A 4,637-nucleotide genomic window follows, 5' to 3' on the forward strand; every position below is an offset into this window, starting at 1 on the left:
GCCACGAGCTCGGCGCCCGCCTGCGTGCGCCTGCTCCTGCGCTGCCTGCGCCTCCGCCCGCGCGCCCGCCGCTTCGCTGCGTGCCGCTTCCGCTTCGCGCTTCGCCTGCTCCAGCAGCACGCCGCTCTGCTCATACTGCTGCTTCAGCTGCTGCAAATCCTCGAGTTCCTGCAGCAGCTTGGCTTGCTCGTCCGCCAAATTGACGGCGGCGAGCACGGCGATCCGCTGCCCGTCCAGTCGCGGATAGGCTTTGGCGATGCGCTTCATATGGTCGTCGACTTGCGACGCGACCCAACGCACGTAAGCCGGGGTCGTCGTTGCCAGCAATTTATATTCGCTGCCGTAGATTTCTACGGTAATTCTTGTCTTTTCGTCCGCGTTCAAGCTCACGCCTCCTCCAAGCCAAAAAGGCCGGTCGTATCAACGGTAACAATTCGATACGAACGGCCTTTATTCCTGCTCGGCACTCTACTTTCTACTTGCGCAGCTCGGCGCCAAAACTTTCCTCCAGCGCCTTGACAACGCCTGCTTGCGCAGCCGCAACCTCTTCATCCTGCAGCGTCCGCTCCGGATGCCGGTACACAAGCGCGAACGCCACGCTTTTCTTATCCGCGCCGATGCGCTCGCCCGTGTATACGTCGAATACGGAGATAGACTCCAACAGCGCCCCGGCGGTACGGCGGGCAAGCGCAGCCATCTCGCCGACTGGGACGCCGCGGTCCACGACAAGCGCCAAATCGCGGGCAATCGCCGGATACTTCGGCAGCGGCTGGGCGGCTAGCCGGTCGTCGGCAAGCTCGACAAGTTTCAGCAGCTCCAGCTCGAACACGTACGTGTCGTCAAGATCGGCTTGCTGCTGCAGCGCAGGATGAATTTGGCCGATCCGGCCGAGCAGCGTGCGGCTGCCGCCTCCGGCTGCCGTGCCGTACACATCGGCCGTTCTGCCCGGATGAAGCCCTGCCGCCTGCGCCGGCACAAGCTCAAGCTCGAAGCCCAGTACCGAAGCGACTCGCTCCAGCAAACCTTTCAAATCGTAGAAGTCGACTTTCCCCGGTTTCCCGCACCAGTTAGCCGGCCGCCGCGCGCCCGTCGCCAGCACAGCTAGCAGCGGCGTTTCCGTCGGCTGCCGAGTCAGCCGGTCTTCGTCGGTCGTATAAACTTTGGCGATTTCGAACAACGCCACATCATCGATGTTGCGGTTGCGGTTGTATACCGCGACTTCGAGCAAATGCGGAATAAGGCTCGTGCGCAGCTCGCTGCGCTCTTCGCTCATCGGCATTGCGAGGGAGATCGTTTTCGCTTCCGGATAAAGCCCCGGATAACGCTCCTTCTGCCCGGGATGCGTGAACGAATACGTGATCGCTTCGTGCAGCCCGACGCCGGTCATGAGCGTGCGCAGCACGCGGCGGATGCGCTGTTCCTTTTTGAGCGAGCCGGGGGTCGTCTCGCCGGTCATGAGCGTCGTCGGTATGAGGTCGTAGCCGTATAAACGGGCTACCTCTTCGATCAGGTCAACCGTGCGCGTAATGTCGCCGCGGCGGCTCGGTACGCTGATATGCAAAGCATCGGCTCCCGCCCGTTCATACGCAAAACCTAAACGGTCCATAATAGCTGCGATCTCGTCCAGCGTCAGCGACGTGCCGAGGTATCCGTTCACCCTCGCTGCCGTCAGCTCCAGACGAACCGGATCGAACGTGCGCGTCCGCGCCTCGACGATACCTTCGGCCACTTGGCCGGAAGCGTATTGGGCCATCAGCGATGCCGCGCGGTTGAGCGCAGGGATGACCGTATCGGGATTCACTTCCTTCTCAAAACGCAAGCTCGCCTCCGAACGCAGCCCGAGCTGGCGCGACGTTTTGCGCACGGAGCGTCCGGCGAACTTCGCCGATTCGAGCAAAATGCGCGTTGTGCTCTCCGTTACTTCCGAGTTCAACCCGCCCATCACCCCGGCGAGCCCGACCGGCTTGACGCCGTCGGTAATGAGCAGCATGTGCGGCTCCAAATTCCGCACGACGCCGTCCAACGTCTCCAGCTTCTCTCCCTCTTTGGCGAGGCGTACGACGACGTTGCCGCCTTCCAGCCGGTCGGCGTCGAAGGCGTGCAGCGGCTGGCCGTACTCGAGCATGACGTAGTTCGTAATGTCGACGATGTTGTTGATCGGCCTGATTCCCGCAGCCATAAGCCGGTTCTGCATCCAAAGCGGGGACGGTCCGATCCGCACGCCTTCGATAAGTCGCGCAGTATAGTGGCTGCAGTCATCCTCCGCTTCGATTTTCACCGAAATGCGGTCCGATGCACGCACGCCGGAGCCGCCGCCCGCAAGCCCGGTTTCCGTATCCGGCAGCTCTACTGGACGTCCAAGGATAGCACCGACCTCGTACGCAACGCCGATCATGCTGAGGCAATCCGATCGGTTCGGCGTCAAGTCAAGCTCCAGCACCTCGTCGCCGAGCGCCAGCACGTCGAGAATGGAAGCGCCGACCGGCGTATTTTCCGGCAGCACGAGAATGCCTTCCTGAATTTCCTTCGGCAGCAGCTTGTCGTTCAGCCCGAGCTCTTTCGCCGAGCAGATCATGCCTTGCGACTCGACGCCGCGCAGCTTCGCCCGCTTAATATGGACGCCGCCGGGAAGCTTCGCGCCGACGAGCGCGACCGGAACTTTTTTGGCCGGCGGCGACATTTTTCGCTCCGCATACGATTTGCAGATCTTCTCCTTGCCCGACGTCAACGATGCACACGCTCAGCTTGTCGGCGTCCGGATGCTTGTCGCGGGCTTTGACGAAGCCGACGACCGTGTCCGTCACGCCTTTGTTGCGGCTTTCTACGCCATCCACCTCAACGCCGGCGCGCGGCATCCGTTCGGCCAAATCGGCGGGGCTGGAATTCGTTGTATCTACGTATTCGTTCAACCACTGGTAGGATACTTTCATCGCTTACTGCCCTCCTTTACAAATGCGCGAACTGCCGCAGGAAGCGGAGATCGTTGTTGTAGAAATTGCGGATGTCGTCAATGCCGTACTTGAGCATCGCGATCCGCTCCGGTCCCATGCCGAACGCGAAGCCGCTTACCTGCACCGGATCGTAGCCGGACATCTCCAAGACGCGCGGATGCACCATGCCGGCGCCGAGAATTTCGATCCAGCCGGTGTGCTTGCACAGCCGGCAGCCGGAGCCGCCGCACATGAAGCAGCTGACGTCGACCTCGACGCTCGGCTCCGTGAACGGGAAAAAGCTCGGGCGCAGACGGATTTGCGTGCGCTGGCCGAACAGCTCGCGCACGAACTGCAGCAGCGTCCCTTTCAGATCGCTCATGCGGATGCCTTTGTCGATGACAAGGCCTTCAATCTGCGTAAACTGATGCGAGTGGGTGGCGTCGTCGTCGTCGCGGCGGTACACTTTGCCCGGCGAAATGAACTTTACCGGCACGGCGCCCTTCAGGCGTTCCATCATGCGCGGCTGCATCGGCGACGTCTGGGTCCGCATCAAAATCTCGTCGGTAATATAAAACGAGTCTTGCATATCGCGGGCCGGATGGTCTTTCGGCAAGTTCAGCGCTTCAAAATTATAATAGTCGGTTTCGACCTCCGGGCCTTCTTCGACTGTGAAGCCCATGCCGATGAACACGTCCTCGATCTCCTGGATCACTTTGTTCAAAGGATGCACGGCCCCGACAGGCAGCGGGCGGCCGGGCAGCGTGACGTCGATCGTCTCGGCCTGCAGCCTCTGCTCGGTTTCGGCTTTCGTGAAAGCCGCCTGTTTTTCCTCGATAACCGCTTCAATTGCCGCGCGCACGTCGTTGGCCACTTGGCCGATGACCGGGCGCTCCTCGGCGCTGAGCGCTCCCATGCCGCGCAAAATTTCGGTAAGCGGCCCTTTTTTGCCGAGATACTTGATGCGCAGCTCGCTGAGCTCCTGCTGGCTGCTTACGCCGGCGAGCTCCCGCAGCGCCTCCTGCTTGAGCGATTCCAAACGTTCTCTCATTTGCATACCCTCCTAGTGTATAGTTGAAATTTCGCAGAGTGAGCCGGAACTGGGCTGCGTTGCGCGGGACCTAGCCCGGGTACGCACCTGACTGAGCCGTGGCTAGCTGGAAAACCTCCCGCTAATTTAACGCAAATGCGCTCATGGGCTCGATTAACGGGAAATCCTCCAGCTAATTTTGCAAAAAAACGATGCGGCTGGCGGAATGCGGCGAAATAACGGGACAATTTCCATCTATTATCAAATTGCCCCGCATATGGAGCAAAATAGATGCAGCTTTTCCAGTTAATTTGCTGAATGGCGGTTGCCGGTTGATTCGAACGGACCTGAATTCCGTTATTCAGCCATTTTACTTGTGTAGACGTTTGTTACGGACACGAAATCCGCTATTTGGCGCTTCGAGCGGGCAACGGGGCTGGTTTTCCCGAAATAGCGTATCGTGGTCCGCAACGGCTGGAAGAACTGCCGATCAGTCCAAACGCACCTGTGGTCCGTTTCGCTCCACGACTAGGCATTCTGTGTCGGGACCGTGGATACACTTCGGCAAGGAAAGTTACACTAGTTCCGCCGCCACCGTTAACGCTGCCCGCAACTGCCACCAACGCAGCCACGCCTCGCAGCCGACTGCCCAAACACAGCTACGGCTTCTACCTCGC

General features: G+C 60.3%; 2 protein-coding genes and 1 pseudogene. All 3 read right to left on the minus strand.

Annotated features, from left to right (window positions below; translation table 11 throughout):
- A partial coding sequence (gene zapA, locus SD70_RS36665; RefSeq protein WP_197081253.1) for a cell division protein ZapA occupies positions 1–384 on the minus strand: 384 nt, incomplete at its 3' end.
- 91 nt (positions 385–475) lie between these two features.
- Positions 476–2,930: pseudogene (gene pheT / locus SD70_RS32270) on the minus strand (phenylalanine--tRNA ligase subunit beta).
- Between the two features lie 16 nt (positions 2,931–2,946).
- On the minus strand, positions 2,947–3,981 hold the full coding sequence (pheS, locus tag SD70_RS32275) for a phenylalanine--tRNA ligase subunit alpha (RefSeq protein WP_041052785.1): 1,035 nt from the start codon (positions 3,979–3,981) through the stop codon (positions 2,947–2,949).
- Positions 3,982–4,637: the final 656 nt, after the last annotated feature.

This window comes from Gordoniibacillus kamchatkensis, from assembly GCF_000829455.1.
Lineage (GTDB): Bacteria > Bacillota > Bacilli > Paenibacillales > NBRC-103111 > Gordoniibacillus > Gordoniibacillus kamchatkensis.